28 protein-coding genes are annotated in these 24,013 nt (G+C 60.1%); 3 read left to right on the forward strand and 25 right to left on the reverse strand.

Features of this window, described 5'->3' with window-relative positions; all coding sequences use genetic code 11:
* Nucleotides 1-385: 385 nt before the first annotated feature.
* A complete protein-coding gene (locus V7M64_RS13920; protein WP_333679847.1) occupies nucleotides 386-736 on the reverse strand; it encodes a hypothetical protein in 351 nt (116 codons plus the stop codon).
* A gap of 137 nt (nucleotides 737-873) precedes the next feature.
* Here V7M64_RS13920 and V7M64_RS13925 point away from each other — a divergent pair, with 137 nt between their 5' ends.
* Nucleotides 874-1,308, forward strand: a complete 435-nt coding sequence (locus V7M64_RS13925) for an Arc family DNA-binding protein (protein ID WP_333679849.1) — start codon at nucleotides 874-876, stop codon at nucleotides 1,306-1,308.
* 10 nt (nucleotides 1,309-1,318) lie between these two features.
* Here the strand turns inward: V7M64_RS13925 and V7M64_RS13930 are convergent, their stop codons facing one another.
* A complete protein-coding gene (locus V7M64_RS13930) occupies nucleotides 1,319-2,122 on the reverse strand; it encodes a DNA adenine methylase (RefSeq protein WP_333679850.1) in 804 nt (267 codons plus the stop codon).
* Between the two features lie 256 nt (nucleotides 2,123-2,378).
* Between V7M64_RS13930 and V7M64_RS13935 the strand changes: the two genes are divergently transcribed.
* The gene (locus V7M64_RS13935) at nucleotides 2,379-3,023 is read left to right on the forward strand and encodes a hypothetical protein (RefSeq protein ID WP_333679852.1); all 645 of its coding nucleotides are present in this window, start codon (nucleotides 2,379-2,381) and stop codon (nucleotides 3,021-3,023) included.
* Here V7M64_RS13935 and V7M64_RS13940 read toward each other — a convergent pair.
* Together V7M64_RS13940 and V7M64_RS13945 are read right to left on the reverse strand one after the other, a co-directional pair.
* Nucleotides 2,996-4,687: a hypothetical protein gene (locus V7M64_RS13940; RefSeq protein WP_333679854.1), complete on the reverse strand. Its 1,692-nt coding sequence runs from the start codon at nucleotides 4,685-4,687 to the stop codon at nucleotides 2,996-2,998. The genes V7M64_RS13935 and V7M64_RS13940 overlap by 28 nt on opposite strands.
* Nucleotides 4,688-5,184: 497 nt before the next feature.
* Nucleotides 5,185-7,404, reverse strand: coding sequence for a lytic transglycosylase domain-containing protein (locus V7M64_RS13945; protein ID WP_333679855.1), 2,220 nt, complete (start codon nucleotides 7,402-7,404; stop codon nucleotides 5,185-5,187).
* Between the two features lie 268 nt (nucleotides 7,405-7,672).
* On the opposite strand from V7M64_RS13945, the gene V7M64_RS13950 reads away from it, so the two are divergent.
* Nucleotides 7,673-8,080: a type II toxin-antitoxin system HicB family antitoxin gene (locus tag V7M64_RS13950; protein WP_333679856.1), complete on the forward strand. Its 408-nt coding sequence runs from the start codon at nucleotides 7,673-7,675 to the stop codon at nucleotides 8,078-8,080.
* Here the strand turns inward: V7M64_RS13950 and V7M64_RS13955 are convergent.
* The 21 genes from V7M64_RS13955 to V7M64_RS14055 form a co-directional block, all read right to left on the reverse strand.
* Complete coding sequence (locus tag V7M64_RS13955) at nucleotides 8,077-9,042, reverse strand: hypothetical protein (RefSeq protein ID WP_333679857.1); 966 nt, start codon at nucleotides 9,040-9,042, stop codon at nucleotides 8,077-8,079. The genes V7M64_RS13950 and V7M64_RS13955 overlap by 4 nt on opposite strands.
* Entirely contained in the window at nucleotides 9,042-9,518 is a 477-nt protein-coding gene (locus tag V7M64_RS13960) for a GNAT family N-acetyltransferase (RefSeq protein ID WP_333679858.1), read from the reverse strand. The genes V7M64_RS13955 and V7M64_RS13960 overlap by 1 nt, the downstream gene beginning before the upstream one ends.
* Before the next feature lie 68 nt (nucleotides 9,519-9,586).
* Nucleotides 9,587-9,757 carry a hypothetical protein gene (locus tag V7M64_RS13965; RefSeq protein ID WP_333679859.1) on the reverse strand — a complete coding sequence of 57 codons (171 nt, stop codon included), beginning with the start codon at nucleotides 9,755-9,757 and terminating at the stop codon, nucleotides 9,587-9,589.
* 12 nt (nucleotides 9,758-9,769) lie between these two features.
* Complete coding sequence (locus V7M64_RS13970) at nucleotides 9,770-10,111, reverse strand: hypothetical protein (RefSeq protein ID WP_333679861.1); 342 nt, start codon at nucleotides 10,109-10,111, stop codon at nucleotides 9,770-9,772.
* Between the two features lie 26 nt (nucleotides 10,112-10,137).
* Entirely contained in the window at nucleotides 10,138-10,431 is a 294-nt protein-coding gene (locus V7M64_RS13975; protein ID WP_333679862.1) for a DUF2845 domain-containing protein, read from the reverse strand.
* A 63-nt stretch (nucleotides 10,432-10,494) separates the two neighbouring features.
* On the reverse strand, nucleotides 10,495-11,229 hold the full coding sequence (locus tag V7M64_RS13980) for a hypothetical protein (protein WP_333679864.1): 735 nt from the start codon (nucleotides 11,227-11,229) through the stop codon (nucleotides 10,495-10,497).
* An 11-nt stretch (nucleotides 11,230-11,240) separates the two neighbouring features.
* The gene (locus tag V7M64_RS13985; RefSeq protein WP_333679866.1) at nucleotides 11,241-11,993 is read right to left on the reverse strand and encodes a hypothetical protein; all 753 of its coding nucleotides are present in this window, start codon (nucleotides 11,991-11,993) and stop codon (nucleotides 11,241-11,243) included.
* A gap of 397 nt (nucleotides 11,994-12,390) precedes the next feature.
* Entirely contained in the window at nucleotides 12,391-14,037 is a 1,647-nt protein-coding gene (locus V7M64_RS13990) for a hypothetical protein (protein ID WP_333679868.1), read from the reverse strand.
* A gap of 17 nt (nucleotides 14,038-14,054) precedes the next feature.
* Complete coding sequence (locus V7M64_RS13995; RefSeq protein WP_333679869.1) at nucleotides 14,055-15,221, reverse strand: hypothetical protein; 1,167 nt, start codon at nucleotides 15,219-15,221, stop codon at nucleotides 14,055-14,057.
* Nucleotides 15,222-15,240: 19 nt separating this feature from the next.
* Nucleotides 15,241-15,858, reverse strand: a complete 618-nt coding sequence (locus V7M64_RS14000; RefSeq protein WP_333679870.1) for a hypothetical protein — start codon at nucleotides 15,856-15,858, stop codon at nucleotides 15,241-15,243.
* Nucleotides 15,858-16,292, reverse strand: coding sequence for a hypothetical protein (locus tag V7M64_RS14005; protein ID WP_333679871.1), 435 nt, complete (start codon nucleotides 16,290-16,292; stop codon nucleotides 15,858-15,860). The genes V7M64_RS14000 and V7M64_RS14005 overlap by 1 nt, the downstream gene beginning before the upstream one ends.
* 9 nt (nucleotides 16,293-16,301) lie before the next feature.
* Nucleotides 16,302-16,919 carry a hypothetical protein gene (locus tag V7M64_RS14010; protein ID WP_333679872.1) on the reverse strand — a complete coding sequence of 206 codons (618 nt, stop codon included), beginning with the start codon at nucleotides 16,917-16,919 and terminating at the stop codon, nucleotides 16,302-16,304.
* On the reverse strand, nucleotides 16,906-17,601 hold the full coding sequence (locus tag V7M64_RS14015) for a DUF6682 family protein (protein WP_333679873.1): 696 nt from the start codon (nucleotides 17,599-17,601) through the stop codon (nucleotides 16,906-16,908). Before V7M64_RS14015 ends, V7M64_RS14010 begins: the two co-directional genes overlap by 14 nt.
* Nucleotides 17,598-18,164: a hypothetical protein gene (locus V7M64_RS14020; protein WP_333679874.1), complete on the reverse strand. Its 567-nt coding sequence runs from the start codon at nucleotides 18,162-18,164 to the stop codon at nucleotides 17,598-17,600. Before V7M64_RS14020 ends, V7M64_RS14015 begins: the two co-directional genes overlap by 4 nt.
* A 72-nt stretch (nucleotides 18,165-18,236) precedes the next feature.
* A complete protein-coding gene (locus tag V7M64_RS14025) occupies nucleotides 18,237-18,773 on the reverse strand; it encodes a hypothetical protein (RefSeq protein WP_333679875.1) in 537 nt (178 codons plus the stop codon).
* Nucleotides 18,774-18,828: 55 nt separating this feature from the next.
* A complete protein-coding gene (locus V7M64_RS14030) occupies nucleotides 18,829-19,764 on the reverse strand; it encodes a hypothetical protein (RefSeq protein ID WP_333679877.1) in 936 nt (311 codons plus the stop codon).
* A gap of 9 nt (nucleotides 19,765-19,773) precedes the next feature.
* The gene (locus V7M64_RS14035) at nucleotides 19,774-20,844 is read right to left on the reverse strand and encodes a hypothetical protein (RefSeq protein ID WP_333679879.1); all 1,071 of its coding nucleotides are present in this window, start codon (nucleotides 20,842-20,844) and stop codon (nucleotides 19,774-19,776) included.
* A gap of 359 nt (nucleotides 20,845-21,203) precedes the next feature.
* Complete coding sequence (locus V7M64_RS14040; RefSeq protein WP_333679880.1) at nucleotides 21,204-21,833, reverse strand: hypothetical protein; 630 nt, start codon at nucleotides 21,831-21,833, stop codon at nucleotides 21,204-21,206.
* A 10-nt stretch (nucleotides 21,834-21,843) separates the two neighbouring features.
* On the reverse strand, nucleotides 21,844-23,268 hold the full coding sequence (locus tag V7M64_RS14045; RefSeq protein ID WP_333679882.1) for a hypothetical protein: 1,425 nt from the start codon (nucleotides 23,266-23,268) through the stop codon (nucleotides 21,844-21,846).
* Nucleotides 23,269-23,281: 13 nt separating this feature from the next.
* Nucleotides 23,282-23,695 (reverse strand): hypothetical protein, encoded by a 414-nt coding sequence (locus tag V7M64_RS14050; protein WP_333679884.1) that lies wholly within the window; start codon nucleotides 23,693-23,695, stop codon nucleotides 23,282-23,284.
* A gap of 3 nt (nucleotides 23,696-23,698) precedes the next feature.
* On the reverse strand, nucleotides 23,699-23,983 hold the full coding sequence (locus V7M64_RS14055) for a hypothetical protein (RefSeq protein ID WP_333679886.1): 285 nt from the start codon (nucleotides 23,981-23,983) through the stop codon (nucleotides 23,699-23,701).
* Nucleotides 23,984-24,013 lie beyond the last annotated feature (30 nt).

Here is a 24,013-nt window from a genome sequence, read left to right on the forward strand (position 1 = left end):
TGGTGGGCGGTACAAGGATCGAACTTGTGACCCCTTCCATGTCAAGGAAGAAGAAGAATAGTAAAATCAGTGACTTAAACAATCAGAAGTGATCAAGTCCTACCTCATATTTTCAATGAGTTACCGCAAACGCGGGGTCAGTTCGGGGTCACCCATAGGGCCGTCCATGTCCAGAGATACCAATGGCCTACCCTATGCCACGAGGTGAACCACGCACATAGAAAGGCCCCCTTTCGGGGGCCTTGGAAAAATCACCCACCAGAGACAGTGGGTGATGCTCAGCTACCGGCGCTCAGGGGGGAGGAAACGCCGATGCGCTGCATCGTCGCACCTTCGCCAGGATGGTTAAAAGCGTCCATCACCACCACTTGCTGACCGCGATGGCCTACACGGTCGCCCCGGGCGCAGCCATGGCTTCAGCTGCACCATGGGTTCCAGGAGCGTCATATCCCGACACCATCATCGCCGACTCAACCTCGGCCAGCTTATCTTGCACATTGCGCATCGTATGCAAAATCGCGTACATCGCCCGTGTGGCAATTTGAGGATTCTTCCACAGTTCGCATCCTTCCATGCCTAGGATCATGACGTGTACCACTCCGTTCACGCCCTCGACCAGGCATAAGCAATCAGACAGCGCAGCAGCCACTTTCAATTCCATGGAAGGTCTGGCCGGCTTCCGGCGCGGAGCCATCGCAGATCTCGGGACATGTACCGCTTTTTTTCTCGTCTTCATGACGCCTCCATTTTGGGATGTCCTGGTCCGCCTGCCCCTGCGTGAGTACGGGGACCGTGGAGCTTGCGCTTGTGTGTATGTGGATAGCAATATGACTCATTGAGTGACTGCCTATTCGCTACCCACAATGCCGGCGCATGAGCGACCGACACGAAGAAACCCCTTACCCCCTGCGTTTGCCTAAAGCGCTGCGCAAGAGCCTGGAAATGATGGGCAAGAAGCACAGTCGCAGCCTGCATGCCGAGATACTGACCCGCCTTCGAGATAGTGTCGAAGCAGAAGCGGGAGAAGAGCCAACGTACAAGCTCAGCGACCTCGTGGGCGCGTTGCACGACCGGATGAGTGCGCCCCAGGTGGGATTCTCCGAGGGTAACGTGGCGATTACCGCGCGGTGGACGGTGGTGATGGATGCGAAGGACGCTCGCCGGCTCGATTTTGCCGAAGCGGACGCGAATCATGTGGTGTTGACGGTGGCCCCCAACACGAAGGCCAAGGCGTACTTGTCGAAGTCGCAAGCTTCCACGCTGGAGGCAACCATCAAAGCCGGCAGTGGACGGACCAAGCGCAAGTAGCGCACCCGTGCTATTGCACGCAAGCGAATAGGCCCGAAGCAGCAGGCTCGTAGCTGGTAATGACCAGTTCTTTGCTCTCCGGCGGTTGGCGATTCAAATTGTTGACGCTGTACCGGATGGTCAACTCATGAACATGCAGGCCGCGAAATACCGCACGGATGTCGGGATGATCATTGATGCTGATCATCACCCGGCCCTTTGCTGAGGACGCAAATGCGGCCATCCGCTCGTACTCGCCAAACTCAAAGGGTACGCCATAGCCTTCTGCTTGCCAGTACGGCGGATCCAGATAGGTGAAAGTGTGAGGTCGATCGTAACGTTCCGCACACTCGAGCCAGGGGAGGTTTTCGACCGTCACCCCGGTCAACCGCAGGTGCGCCGCACTTAGGGTTTCTTCGAGCCGTAGCAGGTTTACGATGGGCACGGTTGCTGCCGTACCGAAGGACTGTCCTGTAACTTTTCCTCCGAAGGCGTGATGCTGCAGGTAGAAGAACCGCGCCGCGCGTTGGATATCCGTCAGCGTGTGGGGCTTGGTCTCCTGAAGCCAGGCGAACACTTGCCGGCTACTTAACGCCCATTTGAACTGCCTTACGAATTCCTCAAGATGGTGCTGCACAACGCGGTAGAGATTGACGAGTTCGCCGTTCATGTCGTTGATCACCTCGACTTTGGCGGGGACGTCGCGCAGAAAAAGCAAGGCAGCACTGCCGCAGAGTGCTTCGACGTAGCAGTCGTGTGGCGGAAACAACGGTAGCAGTTTGGCGGCTAACCGCCGTTTGCCTCCAATCCACGGGATAATTGGCACCGCTGACATGGCTTCCTCTCTGGCTTTAAAGTTGGAGTCAGATGCATCACCAACCGACATTGACGACGCAATTGCCTGACACCGCTACACTCCAAAATCTGATTGGCTGCCGTCCATCGATTCCAGAACATGGTTTCTGTCCAAGTTCGGCAGCCCGCCCGTGAGGCCCGGTGCGCTTGCTACGAAAAACACACCCAAGTATTCCCCCTTGTTGAACGCAGGCAAGCGCCGCCGGGCTGGACACTATTTTCACTCGAGGACTGTCATGTATTGCCGAGGCGAATCGACACGTAGAGAGATCGTTGAGAAATACAAGGTACAGCCGATCGCGCATGTAAAGCTTCTCGATGGCCAAACCAAGAAAAGCTGCGCGTGTGCCCCTCTTACGGATCAGTATTACTGCTTCGCCTATGAGTCCCACACCAATCCGAAGGACAAGGGCTCGTTCTATTGTGGTGAGCCTACCGCCAAGCATTTCTTGGAGCTGATCAAACACCCCGTTTTGACGTGTTTCAATCCGCTTGTATCGGACGCCACCTCGGGTGGATGGGGCGGGGGCGACGGTTCAGCGGCGTCACCTTCAAAAAAATGGCACCCAACAGCCAAGCAACTTCACGATGCCATCCAGCTATTGATTGTCGCGTGGGAGACGTCGCCAGGCGGAGCCCTGCTTGAGATCAAGAACGGCCTTGAAAAATTTTGCGATCGAGAACCTTTTCCGGGCAAGGTAAAAGCCGTCAACACCATCATTGGCTACGACAAGCAAAAGCGAACGCTATCGCAAATGCTCGCCGAGCTTGCCGAACGCAATCGCATCCGTGAATTTCACTTTGACCGCCTGGATGCGATCTTGGCCGCGGAAGGTATCGCGTCTCGCTTCACTCATTCGTCGCCGACTTCCGGCTGCTGACTATTACGCACCGCATCGCTGGCGCTGATCCCGCTGTATTTGGGCATTACCTGGTTGATCCGCTTCAACAGCTTGTCCATCGCTGGCGAACCCTCTTCCAACTTGGAGGACGCCAGCAGGAATCGCTTTCCTGGCGCCGTGGTGAGCAACGCTTTTGCTACGCCTGCAACGGCTGCCGCCTTGGCCGCGAGCGGCGCATTCATGGCCGCGGCGCCTCCCAGTAACCACGGAATGGTCCGGGCGCCTGTTGGCGGGTTTTCCGCAAACTGGCCTGCGCGTTCGACGTGCCGCATGAGTTTCGAAAAACCGTCTATCTCGCGGCGTGCATCGCCCCGAAAGAAGGCACCTTGTGCTTCGCGTATGCGGTCCAGGGCGCCCGCAAACTTGGCGGGACTGAAGACATTACGCGTTTCATCGAGCGCTTTATCCATGGCGTTGGCCACCATGCCGTATCGCACTGCGGCCTGGCCTTTCGGATCAAGGGCGCCATAGAAGTTGCGTGCGCGTTCGCCTTTACCGGCCTGGATGAAGCGACCGAATACTTCGTCCGCCGGCGCATCTTTCAACGCAGTGGCGAGCGAGCGGTCTTTGTAGGGCACGACGCGTTCGCGATAGAAGCGATCCGCGCGACGCCATGCCGAGGCAAGATCATCACGTCCGCTGTTCAACGCAAAATCCTGCATGTCTTGCTCAACGCCCGAACGCACTCGCTGCAACAGTCCAACCCCCTTGCTGCCGGTGACCGCGTTCGCGCCCTTGTAGTAGTCGCTGATCATGTCGCCAAGATCCGAGCGCAGTTTGCGCATGCTGCTGAAATCGGTATCAGGCATGCGAACGGTTTGGGTTGCCTCGCCGGAACCGATCATGACTGGGTCGGTTATATCCACCTTTTTACCGGCCATCGACTCCTTCAGCTTTCGCAGCATGCTGATGATGGAATCGTCAGGGAGCTTGGAGCTGGTAGCTTCCGCAAGAGCCTCATCGATGGCCCTGATGGTTCCGAAAGCAGGAACGTTGCCGGCATTGGCAGCCATTTGCTCCACTTGGCCGTAAAGCTTGTCAGCAATCTGCTTCGTGCGGAACGCTTGCAAGTTGCCGCTGGCCTGCACGATCTTATTCCAGTCGTCACCGGCGTTTGCGAGTTCGTTTTTCAGCGCGATCGCCACTTTATTGCCATCGGCGGCGGCCTTCTCGACCTGGTCAATGCCCTTGAACGGCGCGTTGATCATGGCCTCGCGCATGTCATCAGCAACGCCCTTGGCCGCCGTGCTCGCCTCGGCCTGCTGGGCCGCGCGAAATCCACCTGTACCGACAACAGGCACCGATTCCAGCGCAACCTCCGCCCGCTTTGGTAATGCGTTCTGCGTGATATCACCCGTGCTCAAGCGCACGCCGTATTTCTGGCCCAGCTGCTGGATTTCTTGCAGCGCCGGGTCCACCACGCCACGCACCGTATTGACCATCTTGCCAACGGCCGGCGCAACAATACGTTCTAACCCCACCTTCGCCACAGGCGCCGCGACGGCACCGGCTATCGCATCAGCGGCCGTATTCACTCCCTTCGCGCGTAAATAGTCGGCCGTACTCAGCGTTTGACCTTCGTCTGTGTAGACAGGACTCAACATTCCCATAGCACCGCCTGCCCTCGCACCACCCGCAGCCAAGCCACGGAGCGTGGCGGAGCCTGCACCGCCGGCCAGGTAGGGCAATGCGTGCCCGACAACACCCGTAACGCCTTCCGAGCTTGCCTCGTTCGACGGCCGCAAGCTGTTCACGTATGCCTGCGTGCGCGCCTGGGCTTCGGGCGTGCCCATGGCATGAGACGCGGCCTGGCGAATGGCAGCCTCGTTGCCGAGTAGCTCGTGGAAAGCACTGGAGAGCACACGCGAATACCACGGCTGATTCTGGTACGTGCGCTGCGCCAGTTCGCGCCGTTGATCCGGAGTCATCGCGGACCATTCGGCTTCGGTCGGCGTGTCCTCCGCCGCGTCCGTGGCGCTGGCCTGATAGGCAGGTGGCACTGCGGCACTTGTTGCCCGTGCGGCTACGTCAGCCTGGTAAGGCGAAGCTGCTGGCTGCTGATAAGCTGCCCATGGCCCGCTTGCTTCCGGCGCCGGTGGTTGTGTCGGCGGCGTCTGGTATTTCTCCCAAGGGCCTGCCATTACATCTTCTCCCAGCTTTGCGGATCGGCGGGGTTGCCGCTCTTGAATCGATAGCCATCGACGATCGTGCCTGGCTGCGGCGTGGCCGGCGCTGTTGTTTGAGATACAGCACGCGCTGCGGTGCGCCCGCGTTGTCGCCACCAGGGACTATCGACGGACATGTTGGCGAACGTGTCGAACAATTGCCGTGACTTCGGCGAAAGGACTTGAATGGATTTACCCCCCTCGCCAAGCGCCTGGTCGCGCTTATCTTGCTGCGCTTCGATACGCGACTGAATGAGCTTTACGGCAGTGATCAGATTGGCGCGCTGTGTATCGGCAGGCGCGTTGGGGTCGAACAGCTTCATGAACTCTTCGCGATCACCGACGCCACTTTGACCGCCTGCAAACAGCTTCGCGACCTCATCGCCCAGCGCTTTGGCCGCAATACGATAGTTGCCGAGCGCTTTAGCGCGTTGGCCACCCATGGCCTCCGCTTTCTTGGTGCCTGCCGCGTTGATAAGCGCAAAGTTCGAGTTATCCAACTCGCGAATGGCATCGGCCAGCTCACCCAGGTGTCCGGCCGTCATGTTGAGCGATGCCGTGGTTGAAGCATCCTTGCCCGAAGTCCACTCGCGGCGCGCTTTTACGCGCGCGGAGTAGTTGCCGCCGTCCAGGTCAGGATCAACCTGTTGCGCATCGCGAATGATGGTTGCCCACTGCGGCGACATGGCCTGCTTGCCGGTGGGTATGGGATAGCGCCCATCCACCACGGCCTTGACAATGTTGCGGCGATCGGTGGGCAGGCTTTGCAGGTACGCGTCGCCAACAGGCGCATTCGGATCGATTGGATCGACCGCGGGGCCACCGGTGTTGATGCCCTTGGCGTGCAAGGCCTCGTCGTACGTCATACCGCGATCCGTCAGGTATTTGATGTCGCGCTCCAACGCCGTGCCCTGACTTGCTGCTGCGTTCTTTATACCGAGCCGCATCGGAGCGGCTGCGCCACTCGCATCCGGACCGTATGGCGAACCAGTGGCCACCGCCGCAGCGCGTTGCGGCACCTGCTGTACATAGTTCTGCGTTTCCGCCGGCAGCATGCCTATCGCGGCACCTGCATCGCCACCGGTCGCTTGCAGCGCCGAATCCACACGGCCGGGGCCAGCGTTGTAAGCGGCGAGCGCCAGCATTTGATTACCGCCATAGCGGCCAAGCATGGCGTTAAGATAATCGGTACCGACACGCATGTTTTCGGCGGGTGAGCCGTCACGCGCCGGCATCACGCCGAAACCCGGATCATGCTGCGTGCCTGGCATCAACTGCATCAGTCCGCGCGCGCCAGCGGGCGACACGGCATAAGGATTGCCGCCCGATTCTTGCTGCATGACAGCCTGCGCTAACGGCCCAGTGCCCGCCATGTAGTTGTTCACGTCATCGTAGCGGCCGGTCTCGGGGTTCCAGACGCGCTGTACCTCCTGATCGCCCGCGTAGAAGTTCTGCACGGTGGGCGCCTTCATGCGCATTTCCTGCAACTTCTGCTGCATGGCGCTGCGTTGAGCATCCTGTTCGCCGAAATACTTGGCCAGCGCACCCACGTCGCCGCCCAGTGCCATAGCGGCGGGAATCTGCCCACCGCGCGCCACCGCTTCGCTGCGATGGCCGGCTGCATCGGTCCAGTACACGTTGCCTGCAGCATCCCGCTGCGCCTGCACGCCGTAGCCGGCCGTCTGCAGGCCGCGATTGGCCATGGCATCGCCGAGGTCTCCGCCCAGTGCCATGCCAAGATTCAGCATCTGCTGGCCCGTTTGCTGCCGTTGGCCCAGCACGGCGTCTGCCAAATACGGATTGGCAGCGACCTCGGCCGGGTCGATGTTCTTGTGCACATATTCGGCGATCTCTTCGGGCGACTTCGCGCCCCGCGCAGTTGCTTCGCCGCGCAGGCGCGCCATGGTCTGGCCCGCCACGACCTTGCCTAGGTTGATCTTGGATTCACGCGCGCTGCGCTGCGCATCGGCAATGCCGGCGTTGACGTAATCGCCGTAGCCGCCACTCAGCGTGCCCGCCTTGATGGCGTTGCCGAGATAGTTGGCGGTGCTCTGCGCCATCTTCTCGGGCATCTGGTAATTCTCAAGCCAGTTCTGGCGGTGCGCGGCTTGGGCGCGTTCGCCGGAAAGCAAGGAATCGTCTCGCGCGCGGTTGAAATCGCTGGCATAAGCCGCGATGCCGGGGTATGCAGCCATATAGCAAATCCTCAAAAACGGAAAAGCCCTACACTCAGAAGGGCAATTTTGTTGTGTATTCGTGTGTAATAGTGTGTATAATTACACACATGGACAGCCGGACACTCATCAAGAAATTGCTCGCCGACGGATTCAAGGAAGTATCGGTGAGCGGAAGCCACCACAAATTCCGCAAGGGGAGCAGAACCGTGATAGTCCCTCACCCAAAGAGAGACCTACCAATAGGTACTGTCCACAGCATTTACCGGCAAGCCGGATGGAGAAAGTGATGTATTACCCCGTCTATGTTTTCAAAGATCCCGGCAGCGCCTACGGTGCCGCCATTCCCGACATGCCCGGCGTCAACTCGGCCGCGGATGAACTCGAAGACCTCCCGGCCATGGTCCAGGAAGCCGTGGAACTGATGTATGAGGGCGAGGAGAGCGGGCCGGCGCCTGCCTCCACGATCGAGCGCTGGAAAGATGATCCTGAATATCAAGGCGGCTTTTGGCTGATGCTTGATATCGATCTGTCCAAAATCAGCACGAAGGCCGTACGGCTCAACATCAGCCTGCCGGAATACTTGGTGCATCGCATTGATAGCGTCGCCAAGTCACGCCACCTTTCACGCTCCAGCTTTATTGCGATGGCGGCTGAGCATGAAATGGCGCGTGAGGCGACGAACGCTCAGCATTAAACAACACGCCCCGCCATGCCAACGCCCTGCCACATGGCCGGGCTGGCCTGGGCAAAACCAGGCATGCCCACGAACCCACCGCCGCCGCTCATAGCCGATTGCGGAACGTTGACGCCATTGGCCGAGCCACCGAAGAAGTTCATGCCTGCGCCTATCAAGCCGCCGAAACTGGACAGGATGGCGCCGTAATACTGATTGCGCGCGGCCAAGGCAATGTCGTTGCCGGCGGTGACGCCTGCCAGCGATTGATTCAACTCGCCAATGGCATCGGCCTTGATGCCGCGACCAATGTTGAACAACTGAAGTTTGCGATTGAAGTACTTATCGCGGCGCTGCTCCTGGCGCTCTTCCAGATACCGGCGCACTTTTTCCTTGGCGTCGGCCACGGCACGGGCTTCCTCGATCGCCAGTTGCCGTTCCTGCGCCAGCATGGGGCCAACGCAGTACCGCTGTCGGCGGCGCTGCAACTGCTGGCGCGCCACGGTGAACTGGCGGCGGATATCGGCTACGGCGCGGTTGGCTTCCGTTTCGATGTCTTCGGTGTATTCGGGGCGCGCGCACTCGGCATCGATCGTGGCGTTTTCGCACGGGGCGAAGTGGGCGCTGTAGCGGGCGTATTCGTCGTCGGCGATCGTCTGCTGACGGTTGGCGATGTCGTATTGCTTGTCGGCAGCGTCTTTGGCTGCGTCGTAGGATTTCTCGGCGAGAAGGACTTGTGCAGCGGCGTAGGCGGCTTGGGCGATACCCCACGCCAAGAGCCAATCGCTCTGATTGTCCTTCCATGCCTGGACGTCTTTGTCATGTTGTTGGCGCCACAAATCATCGTTGGCTTTTGCCTGCGATGCCCAAGTGTCGGCATTGGCCTGCTGATTCTGCCAAATCTGATTGCCAGCGCCATAGAAGCCGCCCTGCAACGGGTTTTGCATCTGCTCCCAATTGCCGATGATGACGGAAGAGCCCATTACGCACCTCCATGCTTAAACGCCACAACCATTCCGGCCTTCGTAAAACCAAGTTCTTCCGTCACAGTTGTGAGCGCCGCTTCTGTAACACTGCTCATTAGACCTATGCGGGCCTCGCAGGCACCCTTTTCTTTGCTCCATGCTGCAAACGCTTGAATCAATTCCGATGCCACTCCGTTACCGCGATGATCGGGCATCACATACAGCAGAATATCTTGCGCAAGCAGCCGGTTTTCCAACAGAAAATTCGCCATCGCACCCACCATGAAGCCTGTCGTGACACCATCTGACTCAGCCACAGCAAAGAAGAGGTTCGGGTTCGCGCCAGTCACTGCTGTGGTAATCGCGCTCAATGCGCGTATGGTGTCAGGCTTGGCGTTGGTATCCAGCTCGCGTGTGGCGGTGGGCATCATCCCAATAACTTCCTGGATGTGGCGATAGTTGCACTCGGTCTGGGTGAAAATTTTGATGGTCATGGTGCCTCAATAAGAAACCCGCCATATAGGCGGGTGCGTGTGCTCTGAAAATGACGGATTCGCCTCAGCTATCTAAGTCGTCTGCCAATATCCCAGAGCAAGCCGATGATGATCCCCAAGCCGCATTTCACCGTGACTCGAAACTGATTTTCGTCAGATAGTTCCGTGAACCAAAAATAGGCAAAAAAAGCGGCAACAGCTAAGAAGGCGAAACCAACCACTCGTGAAACAATTTTCATGGGGCATTGCCACTACCCATTACGGCGTTTTGCCAGCGCATCAAGCCTTATGGACTGACAAATGTTCGAGTCGAACTCAGCCACTCGTTGATTCCGGTCAAAATAAACACCGTAACTGCCCGGATAGGTGCGTGATGGCTCAGCAAGCGAAAATTGCAGACACTCCAATCCAGACGATGATGTTTTGCTTGCCGGGATGCCCAAAATAGCAACGACCTGCTCCTGCGACATGCCGGTCGATATCCGACTCATTTCTGACGAGCTGCGATATTTTAGGCTGGAAGGCAAAGAACAACCGGCGAGATGGATCGCCGACAGCATCCCGGTTAAAAGCATCACGAACTTCATGCGCATGACTGTGCTCCGCTCCGTCTCCATCTTCAGCGATACAGCGTTTCGATGTTGGCTACCCTTCCACCAACAACGCTGATAACGATCGTCTTGCCATCTTGGGCGTATTGCCACTGCTCTCCGGCGGACAGCTGGTTATTTGGAAGTGCGCTCGCGACGCCTTGAGAAAAGGCTCGCACCGTCGGCTCTCCCATCAGTTCCAGCACGCGCACGGCGCTATCGCCGATCGTCAGCACTCTGCTGCCGACGCGAAGCGACGTTCCTGCATAAGCCGAGGCACTTGCGACTACAAAGGCCAGGGCCAGGATCAGATTGCGATACATAAAACCTCCGAGAATTTCGAACGATACGAGACTTTTTCCGCTATTGATCGTTCGGTTAGCTGACTATCCCTTCTTCAAGAGATAGCCAAACGATGCACCGTAGCAATCCGTTTTTTGCACAGTGCCCATGTTGTAGTAACCCGCCGGGATGGGCGAATACGGGCAGACCTGGATACCATCGTAGGCTTGATTGAAGGTCCACCAGTCCCCGGTCACACTGGCGTCCGTGCAGCTGCCCGTCGGCGTACCTGAGGTAACAACGTAGCCATCCGGCGTACGCGACATGCTGCAAGCAGCGACGCCCTCCGACACGGGCTTTAGCACGTACGCGTTGGCACCAAGGCATTGATTGCTTGCCACGACGCGGTCTGTGACGAAACCCACCGGTCGCGGCGTACCACTACACATCGCCACACCCTCGGCCACTGCAGACAGGCGATAAGACTTGACCGGGATGCTCGGATTGCCGCAAGCGGTCGTGTCTTCGAATTCACTGGTCGCAACGAAGCCATCTGGAAGGGTGGCACTGGAGCAAACCGCCATCCCCACCGCTGGCAACGATACGGAGTACTCCGATACCCCATTGCAAGCAGCGGTAAACCCATTGAAAGCCGTTATCACGTACCCGGTGGGCACGGGCCAGCCGGCGCAGATGGTTGTAATGTCGGACACAACAACCTGAGTATCATCGGGGCGAGCGTTCGCACGTGGCGTAAAGAGCGTCACGAAAACCATCGCGAGCGCACACGACATGCCCATAATCCATTTTGAAGACATTTTCATAATTTTCTTATCCATGTCGTTGCCCCTTACGGTATGTACTTCAGCTGATTGGCAGTGGTGAAGTTTTCACAACCGTTATAAGGCACTGCCGATTGAATGACGTACCGATCCGGAATGGGCGAGGCGGGACACACCACAACACCGTCATAGGCAGCACGCAAGGTGAGCGTTTGATAGCTGCCGCACTGACCTGACTGGTTTGTATTGGTAATAACGTAGCCGGCTGGAACGTGGGTGGGTCCACATGCTTTGACGCCGTCCGAAGTAGGTTGCAGCACATACCGCTCTTGCAAGCCGCACGCGGCCATGCTTTCAACGGCACCCACAACGAAGCCATTCGGATACGGCGATTGCGAGCAGATGCGCATGCCGGCGACGGACTGATGTAGCTCAATGCGCTCGAATGTGCCGCATGAACCCGGCGAAGGAGACGACGCCGTATAAGACCACCCCGTAGGTATCTGCGTACCACTGCAGGCCGTTGTACCTTCGGCCACGGGCTGAATGATGTAGATGGCTGTCGCACCACCGCACTGGCTTTGCTGTGGCTGTACCTCCTGAATGGTTTGCACGATATAGCCGTCCGGGAACGGCATCTGGTAGGGAGCACCGCCTACCGTCTGACTCAAATTGCAGATGCGCATACCGGGACTGGCCGGCGCGACGGTATACGACGTACCGTGATTACATCCCGCGTTGGTCTGTATGCCGACAAGGGCATAGCTGGGCGGCACGGCGACATCATGGCAAACCGTGTAGCTACCACCGACGTCGTTCACGGCGGCGTCTTGCGGACTGGCATGAGCATCACCGATGTGAGCGCCACCTAGAACGAGCAGACCGACAGCCGCACACCGTAAAGGCGAACATAGGTTTGAAAAGAACTTACGCATCCTTAAGGACCTCCTTGTTGTGCCAAGCGGGATTTATGCACCCGCGCTTCCAAACTATAAAAACAACCATGCGCGCGCATCGGCGTCGCACCCTGAAGGCTCGAAGGCTTTACTTACCGCCACGCCATCCTTCTCGCGCAACGTCAGCTAGCCAAGCACCTACAACAAGTAAGCGGCAATCCGGGATTCTGCCTATGGCTGGATTGGACTCCGCATCACTCGTCTCGAAACATGCCAGCGACCGATACCGCGATCAATCGAAGTAATCCGATATTGCGTAGGTCTACGCTGACATTTCGCTCATGCTTGTTGCCAGGACAATGTCGCGCACGGACTCCGTGCCTGATACTTCCACTTCGAAATTTAGGTTTCGCCTGTTCGAAGGCAGCCGGAACGGCGCAGAGTGCTTCACCGGCCGTGCCAGCGCTTGGCGCCCATCGGTCAGCAGCCGAAACGTGACGCCGAACGGTGCCAGCGCAGGGTACGGGTAGCCGTCCAGCGTGACTTTGGCGGCCGCAAAGTTGGTTTGCCCTACCTGCGCCAGCTGCTTGCTGCGCCAGCAATACGGCAGAAAGTCGGCGCCGGCATCCCATTCGTGCACCACGTTGCCAAAGGCGAGGTACAGCTTGCCGTCGCGTGCGGTGTGCAGCGCGTTGGGCGTGAGAGTCAGCGGCATCAGGTCATTGCCTTGCAGCCCGTCGTTTTCGACGCCATCGCGCAGGGAGAACAGGAACGTGGTTTTGCAGGTCGATGCGAAATACTGGCCATCAACCATGGCGCCGGTCATGGTGTGCGGCAGCAACGCTTGCCAGTCGTCTTTGCCAAACCAGGGGCCGGTGATCACGGCCATGCGCTTGCCGGCCAGCAGCACCAGGCCCGAGGCACCGGCATACACCGCCCCATCGGCGGCAGCCGCAGCGCTTTTCTTTGATGCTATCGGCATGGGCTTGGGGAACCGCCACGCCTCGCGGCAGCAATTGCCATCCACGCACTGCTCGCTGATGGCGTACGGGTGCCCATCGGTGAGCGCATACAGCACGCCGTTGCTCCACACCAGCGCGATGACGTCATCGTCCAGCTGCAGCATGGTGTCCAGTGGCCAGGCTTGTGGCTGGTATGACTCGCAGAACCACACCTGACGCCCGACCGAGCCGGCCAACACGCCGTCCGGCAGCTGGGTGATGTTGCGCAGGCCGTCGGGCGGCGGCGAATACGTCAGGGAGACATTGCCCTCAGCTAAGCCGTCGGCGGGTATGTCGTCGGTGAAGCTTTGTGCTTGCGGCGGTAGCTCGGTGACGAACAGATACGCGCTGCCAGTTGGCGCAGCCGCAGCGGTGCCGTCGAGAACACCTTCTTGCACGCGATACAGCCGGATGGCCGCGATGTCCCAGCCAGCCGGCGGTACATCGATGCTCACCACGGCGGCAGCGCCCTCATACATGTCGAGCAGCGCGTCGCTGGGCGGCGACGGCACGCCTTCCTCGCCGAAGCTGTTGACATACGTGTAGACGTAAACGCGGCTGCTGGTCGTCTGGATGGGCTTGCTGGCATCCACCGGAACCACTTGCGGGGCATTCTCTGGCGCTGGCAGACCCACACGTTTGAAGTCGAACGCGCAGCCTTCGGCGGGCAGTTCGGACACCAGCGGATAGACATCCGCCCCCGTGACGAAAACACGCCTGCACGTCGGCAACCACTCGGCGACATCCACGCAGGGGTTGTCCCAGGTCAACCAGCAGCATTCGAAGCGGTACATGGTGCGCACACACGATTCAGGCGCTTCGTATACGGGTGCCGGCATGCGGAACGGTGCCAGCGTGCCGTGCCACAGCTTGCAGTTGTGCGCGTGGCTGGCCTGGTTATCGCGGATGACCGATGGGTGATAGCGCGGAACCACGCCGCCGAATTGATTCAGTCGAATCGTAGGCATCGCTGACGGACATGCTCTTAGAGTGCGTCGCCGACGACCGTACCCAGCGGTAGGCGGTTGCAAATCAACTTGGCCGATACAGTCGCCGTTGCAGGCCCGATGCCCAAGTCGACTCTCAACGAAGGGAGCGCGCATGTTGCGCCTTGTTGGGTCGGCGCTGCCACAAATGACGGAAGTGCGGGTACGCCAGGTGTCCCGTTGGTCATCGGAAAAGTACCGTTGTAAATCACCGTTGAGCCCAACCGAACCTGCATGCCTCGGGAGTACAAACTCGCGTCAGCCGTGGTCACGAAAACGGACGGCTGCAAACTCCACGCTGACGATGACAGGTAGTACGGCAGCGCACTCATGTCGATTGTGCAGGTGCCGCCTTCTGGACCAACCACCACCGATTGCGCGAAGACCTGCGTTGCCTCAATGGATGGCACCGCTTCGATGACCTGCCAACCCGTACCCAAGGTGTAGATCAGATCCACGATGGCCACTCGTCCAGATCCACCGTACGGATAAGCGAAATTCACCGTAGAAATATACGTTCCGTAAGGATCACGAATATTATTTGATTGCGTTTTGAACTTCAGAAAGCTCGTGCCCACCGCCCCATCAAAAGGCATGACGATCCGGATGGTGTATTGCCCTTTGTTGGAGATCGCGGCAGGCGTATTCGATACGTCCACAGTGAAAGTGGTGTTCTGCCCGTACAGATAGAGCTGCTCACCGTCATACGCGGCATCGAATCTGGGCGTGATCGTTGCCGCGCCTCCGGGACGAATGGATTGCGTGACGTTCGGGTTGAAGACTGCTGAGCCAGCAACATACAACCCGCCTGATATCACTTGTGCTTTGTTGCCAGTCTGGGGCGATATCTTCAGATTTGCATTCAAGGGATTGGCAGCCAAACCGGTGCCTGCAAACTTAATCGCATCCGTGTCGGCAGCCCTAACAGTCGCGAATAACCCTGTAGCGTCGCGGGATATGAGGTTTCCCGACGCCGTGCTAATGGGCACCGCAGTACCCGGCAACGTATCAGGAAGGGTGGCCTTCAGCCCAGTATCGTCAGTGGATAGAAGATTGCCTGGTGCTGTGCTTATCGGCACGGCCGAGGCGGGCAAGGTGTCCGGGTTGGACAGCGCTTCGTGCGCCCCCTCACTAATGGAAAGCACAATCGGTTGTTTCATGGCCATGGTTTGCTCCTGTGAATGGTCACTCGCCGCTGCATCCGCAGCAGCCACCGCCGGAATACACGATGTTGGTACCGGACTTGATCGCCACGATGTGGCCGTCGCGCACCGTCACGGTCGCATTGACGTACTCGCCATCGACCAAGGGCGTGTCGACCGCCTGCGCGCTGACGCAGCCGGCATCGTCCTGCGTGAATTGCTGATTGCCGGATCGCCAACGGGCGCCAGCGCATGCAGGAATATCGATGCTCACTGCGCAACGATCGTTGTCTACGATGACGCGCTCCGACGCGGCCGACACGCTGCACACCGCCGGCTGAAGTCCGCCCATGCCCTGCTGGATAAAGTCGGCCAGGTTGGCCGGTGTCCATGCGAAGGAAGCGCAACTGCCTGCAGGTGAGGTCGTGGGGCTGGTGCCCTCTTCCGCGCGGTCGATGATCGCAGAGCCTTGCACCAGGCCCGTCACTTTCACCACTTCGTGCTCGACGCCATCGCCGATCCAGAGGCGCGTGTAGTCATCCGCGGCGACCAACACGGAAGCGAGCCGCGCCACGTCGTGCGGATAGAGCGGCAGCACGCGGTCATCGGGGGATAGTTTGGTCTTCAGGCGCGCCTTGAAGCCCATGGCAGGCTGGAACATCAGCAACCTCGCGGAACGTCGTAAGGGGGTACGTAGATAACGGGTGCCGGCGTGCAGCTGGGCGGCACAAGGCATACCGTGCTGGAGCCGCCGGGATCGGCCGGGCCGTCGCATATGGGCGCGTAGTCGATGTTCTCCGCAGCGCCCACGCGGCAGCGGTCGCCCAGCTGCAGGGTCACTTCGCCGCAAGCTTGGCCACATGCCGAAAACCGCGCGACGTATAAGCCGGGCTCGCGGCGGCACAAGCGATCGCCCCACGCGAAGACGGCGCGGTTATCGTCGTCGACGGTCAGCGGCGCGAAGATATCTGGTGGCTCTTTGCTGCCGGCGCGATGTAGCTCCATCACCAGTTCGGGCAACGCAGCACAGCCTTCGATGTGAAAGGCGGTGCGCGCCACCCAGCGGTCAATCACGATTACTGGCGATCGGCGCATGGCGCTGGCTCATACAAAGGGTGGCGCGATGGCGACGGTGCTATCGCCGGTATCGCTTTTCAATGCGCGCACGCGAGCGCGGCGCACGTGATCGTCGTAGCTACCGCGGCGCGCTTTGGCCAACGTGGGCGAGGCAAACGAATAGGCCGGCAACAGGTACAGCTTGGCGAGCGTGCCGTCTTCGATGGCATCGGCCCAGTCCTCGTACAGCAGCGCATCCACTTCGCACGCGTTGCGCTCCGGCGCGGCCACGAAACGCACTTCGATGGCCTGCGGTTTATCGCGACCGGGCGGCGAGGAAAGGCGCAGCATGCCGTCGTCGACGGTGAAGCGTATGCCGAAATGATCGAAGCAGCAGCGGTTGCGTGCGCCGCGGTAGCAGCGGCCGTCCACGTGTACTTCGTTGATGCGCACAATGGTCTCGCCCGCGTCCGGCCACACTGGATAAGCACGCACGTCGCGCTGCTGATCGATCCACGTTTTGCGCCGGAGAATGCCGCTGCGCGTGCAAAAATCGATACACGCCTGGCGAATGTAGGCGGTCGCCATGGCCTCGGGCAGATCGGGGCAAGCCGCCATCACGAACGGCAAAAACTCGTCCAGCCCCACGCGTTCAACGAGCGACACGTGCCGCCTCCCCTGCCGATTTCTTGAAGTAGCGGTCATCGGCCTGCTGCGACAGGCCCAGCATCTCGTAAAAGTGCTGTTTGTGGCTGGCCGACAGGCCCGCATCGGGCGCGCTGTCCTGGTCCTTGGAAAATGCCCGGTAGAGCATCCACTCGATAAGTGCGTTATGGAAACGACGGTCCAGCGGCACCGCATCGTTCGCGCCGAACGGGTCCGGCACGCGCGCCATCGATATCACGGCCTTCACTTCTTTGCCCGGCGGCACCGGCGGTTCAACGTAGAACACATTTGGCTGCGCGTCGTCGAACGCAAACGACAGCACCACGTAGTCGCCGGGACGCGGACATGCCAGCACCGCAAACCACGTTTGCGCCACGCGCGCGGCCTGGCCATCCGTTTTGCTGGGCTGGCCAATCCTGCGGCCGTAACGGTCCAGCGTGCCTTCCACCCGGAAAAACGTAGCGCCCTCCGGCACGACCTGCCGGGCGCCGGGTTGCAGCGTGATCGTTTCTTCGCGCGCTACGATATCCGGGCGCAGCATGGCAATCTGCGCCACGCCATCGTTGGCGTATTCGATCAGCTCATCTTGCGACCAGCGCGTGTACGCATAGCCGTGCTCGGCATCGTTCAGCAGCCGCGCGACCTCTTCGGCCAGCAACGCGGCGCGGGAACTGGTGGTCACTTGTTGACCTTGCGGGCGCGCTTGACCGGGGCTTCCGCATCGGGCGGATCGTTCTCATGCTGCAGATCGGCCACTGGCGTTTGCAGCTCGCCGCTTTCGTCGCCTGCCGGTGGAGTGCTCGATTCATCGGGCGCGGTGCTGAGTGGTGCATACGGCAGCGGCGTGCTTTCCGCTTTCACGCCCTGCAAAACCTCGTTCTGCGCTTGCAGCACGGCATTCTGCTGGCGCAACGCTTCCAGTTCGGCTTGTGCCTGGGACAGGCGCGTGGCCACTTCTGCCGCTTCCTCCGCATCGTGCGGTGACGTGAACGCCACACCCGATTGAATCGGCGCGGTACCGGCACCACGGTCATCGCGCAGGCCGGACAACACCTGTTCCTTGCCACCGCCGAAATTCGCGTCGGTGATGATGCTGCCGGTTTGTTCTTGGGGGTTGCCGTTCGGGGTGAACGTGCGCTTGTCGGTGTCGTACCATCCTGGGACCAGGCCGGGCTGAAACGCGAGCGCGGCGTGCGCGGGGTACACGTGCCCGTGCGCATCCTGATAGGCGAATTGCTTGGTCATGTCGCTTTCCTCTCGAAAACAAAAGGCCGCGACGGTGGAACCGCACGGCCGTCAGGACGAGACCGTCGCCCGTCAGTTGCCAATTTTCGGCACGATCACGATCGGCGTAACCCAGAAGGTCAAGTCGGTGGCGCCCTTGGCGGGAAATCCGTTGAAGGTCACGGCGAGCACATCACCGTCCGGCAGCCAGAGCGGCTTATCCAGCAACTCGGCGTTCGAACCTTCCGCCGCACCGCTGATGCCGCTGGCCAAGGTCTCGCCCTTTTGCGCCAGGGTGATGTCGAACGACACGCCCTGTTCCGGCACTTCAACCCCCCAGGCATAACCCAGCAGCAGCGAGCGCGCCGGAACGCACGACAGGGTGCAGGTATCGCCTGCTTGCAATGGCGTGCCGTCGTTGGCGGCGCGCTCCAGGTACTGCTGCAGGCCCGCTTGGCGGCGCCCATCTTTCTGCGAAAAATCCAGCAGACGCGTAATGCCGAAAGCGATCGGCTCTTTGTGCGCCGCCGGCCGCAGTTGCACGCCGGCTACCGGCTTTGCGGCCGGGTACATTTCCCAGTTCGGGTTGCGCACGCCGGCGCCCCCGTGATGCAGGTAATGAATGGTCATGGATGGCTCCTGTAGTGAGACGTCGCGATGGCCGGCATGCAGCCGGCGCACGCGATCAGAACGTGGCGTAGAGCGCGGCGAGCGCGTCGCGCAGGAAGGGCTTGTGGCCGTACACCCAGAGGCCGCGATAGAACTTGCCGAAGGATTTTTCCATCGACACGATCTCGTGATCTTCCAACTGCTGGGCGAAGCCCGTGGCCTTTTTATTGCCAGCCACAATCCAGTACGCGGTTTTGTTGGTGGCCAGGTCGGGCACCTTCGGCACGTTGTCGGTGAAGTAAACGTCGAAGCCGCAGATGACCATCGGGAACTTCCCGTTGAGCATGGGGCTTTGCGCCATGCCGGTCAGGTAAGCGGCCTTCAGGTCCGATGCAATCAAGGCATTGCGCGACACGTTCGGTAGCACCACGAACATCTGGCCGTCTTCCCAGCGACAGGCCTCGCGCAGCACCACGTCCAGGCGCGTTAGCACGTCAATGACATTGGCAGCCGTGATCGGTACCGGATTGCCGATTTCACCCAGATCCTGGCTGTGGCTTTCCTTGCCGGCGCCCATACCCTTATTGGTGGGCGCGGTTTCTAGCGCCATGCGCATCAGCACTTCCGGATCCAGCAAGCGCTTCATGTTGTACTCGGCGCGCCGCAGGAAGCTTTCCACCCACTTGTCGATAAAGCAGATTTGCTTCTCGTCGACGCGATCAAGTTTGACGTTGTAGTACTTGGCGCGGTCCACCACCATGGTGACGGATTCGCTTTCCAGCTCTTGCGGATCGAGCACCTGATTTTTCTGGTACTCGTTGATCGCAACTTCGGGGTCCACGAAGTAGGTGATTTGATCGCCGCACTTGGTAAGGTCGCCCGCGTAGTCGGTGTCAGTGATATCACCCGCCACGAATGAGCAGTAGCCGCGCGCAATCAGGCGATCGCCAAACTGCGGGGTGATCAAGGCATCGGCATACTGCGTGTAGCCAGCAGAGGCACGAAGAGTCATGGGTTACTCCTAACTTGAAACGCGGCCTGCCCGTTTGGCCTCGTAGAACTCTTTTTCGAACTGCAGGAACTGTTCCTTGGAAACGCGGCCGGCGCGCATGTCGTTCAACCTGGCGCGGTAATCGCTGTCCTGGAACTGGGCCTTGGGCTTGCCCGGTGGGTTCGCTGCGGTGCGATCGGGGGTGGCGAATTGCTCAAGGCCCGGTTTGGCCTTGGTGGTCGCCGGTTGGGTTTGGGTTGCCGTACTGTCGGCCTGCGTTGTGGCGGGGTTCTGCCCGGAGGTGAAGGCGTGGAAGATGGACACCACGCGATCGAGGTCGCGAGCGTTGTGCGCTTCTTGCAAGGCACTGCCAAGGGTATGGCTCGTCAGCGGAATGGGCTTTTCCAGAAACGCTGCCCAGTCCGGGTTGTTGCGGATATCGTCAAAGCCAGGTACCCGCGTGCGGACATGGCCCACGAAGACTTGCTCTGCCGTTTTGCCAATTTCTTCGCCCACCGCACCGGTCTTGCTGCGGAGCGCTTCGATTTCCGCGCGTAGCGGTGCGGTGGCACGCTCCACCAGCTTCTGCGCTACCGGTGCAAAGTCACCATAGAGCTGCTGCTCATCGGCCGTCAGCGCGGTGGTATCGGCATCTTCCTGCGCATTGCTGGTTGCCGACTTGTTGGCTGCCTGCAAGGCGGCCAGCTCCTGCCGGGTCTGCATCAGCAGATCGGTCAACGTGCTGGCACCGCGCGCCTGTTCCTTCAGCTCGGCTATCTGCTCCTCTTGCCGCCGAAGCTGCGCCTTGTAGCGGCCTTCCATGCGCGCGTAATTGGCGTCTTTCTTGCCGTCGCCGTCGTCGGTGGACACGTCCTGCGGCGTAGTGGCGGTGGTCGTGGCATCGGTATGGGCTGCAGTCGAATCGTCCGCCGGTGTGGTCGTGGCGGTGTCATCGGCTGGCAATGCGGTGCTTGTGCTGTCGGTGAGCGTGGTGGCATTCGGATCATCGGAGGTGGTGGCGTTGTCGCCAGACTGGTCCGTACTGATCGGTGCGCCGTTCTTATCGTCAAAACGGCCTTGCAAATGTCGAGGCAGAGGCATGGGTGAATCTCCTGTGAGCCGCAAGTGCGGAAGTCACGTTGTGACCCGCGAGGGTGTGAGGCCATGTCGCGGGCATAAAAAAACCGGACGGGGCTTGCCCTATCCGGCCGATCAAAGAGGTGGGTTCTTGTCAGCCTTTCGGCTTCAAGTGCTCAATCAAGTCCGCCAGGCAACGCGCTTCGCCTTGGGCACGTCGCAAGTGAATGTCATCGTCGGCGCGCATGCATTCGTTTTGCGCGCGGTCCAGGTTTTGCGAAAGCCAGATGAGAAATACTTCCCACTGAAGCCCTCGTCTCTGCAAAGCTTCGAGGGCTTCGCGTTGTTTGATATCAGGTGCTTTCACTTCGCGCAGCCGTGGATCAAAGTGGGGCAACCCAGAACTGGAACTCGGAATCCAGATTCCAGCTGGCACCATAGGGTGTATAGAGCAGCCGCAACGCAGATGGCTTGGCGACGGAAAACGCAATCGGCCCGGTGAGCACGCGATACGTCCCGTCACGACTGGGAAAGGGCTGCAGCGCCACGCCAATGCTGATGCGCGGCGGGTTGTTGTCGTTCGATCCGTCCGTGGCCATGCTGGTCAGATACAGGGTGTGGTTGCCATTGGGCGGAACGTTGAATTCCGTCAGCACGCCATTGCCAAAGTATTTGCCCGGTTGCAGCACCACACCGCCCGAAACGATTGACACGTATTTCGTGTACGTGCCTGCACCGGCGGCAAGAAGCCGCTGCACCGGCGCCAATTGCCAGCCGTTCCCCGCCTCGGGAACCGGTGTGCCAGCGGGATAACTAGCGCCCACCGTGAAAGCTGCATCAAACCAACTGGGCAGCGCGGCGGTTTCGCTCATCATCAAGCCGCCATCGCTGCCGACGGTCAGTTTGTTGCCTGCGTCACTGGAAAGTTGCACGGCCCGACCCGAGATAGCGTCTGGATTGGCGAGCGGCTTGTGCAGATTGCCGTCGGAAATGAGCGGCGTTTTTATGGCCATCGCGTTCGTCTCAATTCCAATACGGCACTTTCTTGCCTTCCACGTCGAACCAACCGTCTGGCGCGCCCAGCAACGCCGTGCGCGCGCCGTAGAGATTCGTAGGCAAGTCGGTACCGGCTTGTGTGGCAGGGGCCTGGGCAAAGCCGAACGACACCGCAACACCGGTATCGTCGGCGGTAAGCCCACCGCCGGACTTGATCAGCAACATCACGGGGTCGGCGACCGTTCCGGTGCCTTGCAACCCGGCACCGGTCTTGATCGGCTGCAATTCACTCAAGTTGACTTCGAACGTGGGACCACCTTCGCCGACTTGGAAGGTCAAGGTATGCGTATCCGGGTCGTAACCGACGATTTCCAGGTATTTGTCCGCCGGAATACTGCCGATGGCCTGTGTGATTTTGTCGTCGACCTCCTGGCACGTCGGCAACGCGTTGCCGGGCACGTGTTTGGAGCCGTCGCAGCGATTGAAGACGGCGGCGATCACATCGGGCGATGCGCTGATGTCCTTCACTGCATCTTTGATGCAGCACTCCAACGCAGCACACAGCGCGCTTGCCATGATCTGCTGCGCGGATTCGCTTTGCGCGATCAGATCTACCACTTTCAGCGCATCAATGCCTGGGTTGGGATAGGCGCCCGTCAACACACCGCCAGCAGGTCCCGAAGGTGGCAGTGTCGCCGGCACATGGCTCGTAACCAGTTGCGTAAGCAGAGCGTTCGCATTGCTGTCGTCGAGGATGCGCGTGATAGCGGCAAGACCGTTGATGGAAGGGTTCGGATAGCTGTCTGCCAGATCGCCCCCGGCCGGCCCATCAGGCGGCAGTGACGTCGGGATTGCCGGCAACTGCCTGACGATTCGATCGTCGATGCATGGCTCCATCGCCTGGCACATGGCACCCGCCAGAACGCTCGTTGCCGTGCTGCTTTCGGCAATGCGCTGTGCCGCCTTGACGCCGTCTATGGTCGGGTTGGGGTATTGCCCCTCCAGATCGCCACCCGCCGGGCCGGATGGCGGCAACGTGGCCGGATACTCGTCGCAACTGCCCATCTGCTGCATCTCCAGAAGAAATTCGTGCGTCATCGACGCGCGGAAATAACGCACGTAGGCCGTACCTACGATGCCGTCCAAAATGAAGCGATAACGCCCCGGTACCGCAATGGCGATCTGATTGCACTTGCGCGTCATGCGCACTTGGCAGCCGCCGCGCATGTACGGGGAGAAGTACTCTCCGGCGCCGGCGCCATCCACCATTTCAACGCGCACCGATTCGCCCACACCCAGCTGGTGCGCACGCACGATCACGGGTTCGTCGTCGATCTGGATGGTGTTGGAAATCGGCTCCACGCTTTGCGGGCCGAACAGCTCGTTGCCCTCGTTGGTCGCCATGAACGCCGTGGGCGTCGTGCGGCCGGAGCCTCCCGTTCTTATCGACATGCTTGCGCCCTCATTACGCGCTGCAGCGCAGGTACGCCACCAGCCATTCGTGCGACATGGTTGCGCGCTGGTAGCGCACGGTGCACAAGCCAATGGAGGGTTCGCCGCCGTCATCGCGCGCGAGCACGAAGCGATAGCGGCCTGGAACGCCAATGGGTAGCACGTTGCGCGTGCGCGTCAGGTTCGACTGCCCATCGAACGGACAGAACGGCGCATAGTCGCGGCCGGCACCTTCGCCATCGACCATTTCCACCAGCACCACGTCACCTTCCACCAAGTTGAAGGCGCGCACCACAATCGGGTCATCCTCCACCTGGATCACGGGCGACACGTTGCTGTCGCTGGTTGGGCCGAACAGCGTGTTCGGCCCCTCGTTGTCGCCCGACCCGCGCGCATTCACGCGGCCCACGCTGGTATGCAGTGCCATGGCTTACGCTCCCAGGCCAGGACGCAGCTCGGCCGCAATCGCTTGATTCAGCCGGCGCTGCAAATTCCACGCGGCTTCGTCCTTCATCGGCGTCAGCAGAATGGGGTTGTGCCAGTAGAGCGAACGGCGCCCGTGCTGGCCAATGCCGCGATCGTCGTACGTCATGAACCGGCCGCCGAACACCACCACCGCATGGCCGTCCGCCGTCACGCTTTTCACGCGGCCCTCGCCGTGAAAAAGGTCGTACACAGGGTCCCCGGCTTCTACGTCGTAGCCATCCAATTTCATGGGCTTTCCTCAGTAATGACGAAGCCCGGT

Origin of the sequence: Dyella sp. (assembly GCF_036746095.1) — a bacterium.
GTDB lineage: Bacteria > Pseudomonadota > Gammaproteobacteria > Xanthomonadales > Rhodanobacteraceae > Dyella_B.